At 46.6% G+C, this 1,794-nt stretch carries 1 protein-coding gene; it reads left to right on the top strand.

Annotation, left to right across the window (positions count from 1 at the left end):
* The first annotated feature begins 509 nt into the window (after positions 1 to 509).
* Positions 510 to 1,724 carry a DUF4331 domain-containing protein gene (locus tag QUB61_RS39250; RefSeq protein ID WP_333136857.1) on the top strand — a complete coding sequence of 405 codons (1,215 nt, stop codon included), beginning with the start codon at positions 510 to 512 and terminating at the stop codon, positions 1,722 to 1,724.
* The last annotated feature ends 70 nt before the right edge of the window (positions 1,725 to 1,794 follow it).

Here is a 1,794-nt window from a genome sequence, read left to right as displayed (position 1 = left end):
GTCCCGCCCGTCCAACAAGGACGGGCGGGACGCCCATCCCACAAAGTTGTGGAAGTTATTTAATTCTCATTCCTTAGTGGTTTTTTGAGACTTAGCAATCTGCTTTATACAGAACAAAGAAAAGCTCTGAGCCTGAACAGTCAAAACCGCGCCATTCACACGTTCCTAAGCTCTGTTGGCTCGTTCCCAAGAAGAGTCGGGGAACTCATATAAGCGAGGCTCTGGCTCCACGGGAGCGAGGGATGCTGTGTCTGGGAGCAGGCATTCCCAAGAATACTCCGGGAACGAGTAAATCCTCAATAACGTACTTTTTTACATAAATTAATCTTGCAGGACAGATCCAAAATTGCCAAACCTTCGTATACCACCAATAGGAGAAGGCTCAACGACAGCGCCAAAGCCCGACAGGTTGACAAATTTCAACCTGTTGCTACCAAAGTAAAACCCGCGAATGCAGGTTATTTACCATTGATTTGTGTAAAAAATTCATTGAAATAGAGGTGCTAAGAGTGAAGCTCACAAAAAAAATTCGCCGAACCATATTAGCTATTGAAGTAGCTCTAATTGCTCTACTAACTCCAGGGATAATTGTCGCTTCCGACCACGACGACGGCGAAGTAGATATTAAAGGTCGCGCTGTCAATTTAACTGACCTCTACGTATTTCGGGAAAAAGACCAAAATTCTGGGGCCGCCGAGGGGGATTTAGTATTGATCCTGAATTCAAATCCTAGGTCTGTAGCTCGCTATCAATATTATTTCAGCACTACGGCTCTCTACCAAGTTCACATCTCGCAGGTAGGTGACGTGAATTCTACCCCGACTGGACGCGCCGATATTATCTTGCGGTTTGCCTTCAGTCCGCCTAACAATAAAGGTATGCAGGCTGTGGCTGTGACTGCTGTTCGCGGTGGCTCGGAGACTGTTGCTAAGACTACAGTTAACGGCGGGGTAATTGCCACAACTCCGCTGAATTCTAATGCTGTTTTGAATACAGTACCTGTGGGCGGTTCTAACTTGACTGTATTTGCCGGGTTGCGGGAAGACCCGTTTTTCTTTGATGTCGAACAATTTTTCCGAGTCCGCGCCGCAGCTTTGGGAACTGGGCCGCGCACTGCTTTTAAAGAACCGAGTCAAGCGATCGACTTTACTAAAGGTTACAACGTCAATACAATTGCTGTGCGCGTTCCCAAAGCGTTTTTGCAAGCAGGAACTGGGGCGAATACTTTTGATGTTTGGTCAACTGTTTCTATCAGAGACGGAGCTGGTGGTTTCAAACAGTTTGAGCGTTTGGCGAGACCTGCAATTAATGAGGGTTTGATAGTTACTCCCGAGTTTCTGGAAGCATTCAATAGTATTTCTCCGAGATTGGATTTGAGCGGGGCTGCTGCTCCGGTGCGGCAGGAAGCTGTTGCTACTCTCAATGCTGTGGATCTTTTGGACGGTCGGGATAATGTCGATCCAAATGCGATCGCCGGAGCTTTCTTACCGGATGTCATGCGGATCGATACCACAAAACGCAGCGGCTACGGTAGCGCTACAAATTCTCAAGGAAGCTTGATCGGAGGTCGTTTGCCTGTGGACGACGTTATTGATATTACTCTGGGAGCTTTGGTGGGTTCTCCGGTTGGCGATAACGTTTCATATAACGGAACTCCGGGAAATCCGGGTCAGGGACACAAACCTTTAGAACCAACTTTTCCTTATTTGGCTTTGCCTAATTAGTCATTAGTCATTAGTCATTAGTCATTAGTCATTAGTCATTAGTCATTAGTCATTAGTCATTAGTCATTAG

The sequence above is a fragment of the Microcoleus sp. C2D2 genome (assembly GCF_036702495.1).
GTDB lineage: Bacteria > Cyanobacteriota > Cyanobacteriia > Cyanobacteriales > Microcoleaceae > Microcoleus.
The sequence above is the reverse complement of the archived record's forward strand: the minus strand, read 5'-3'. Positions and strand labels throughout refer to the sequence as shown.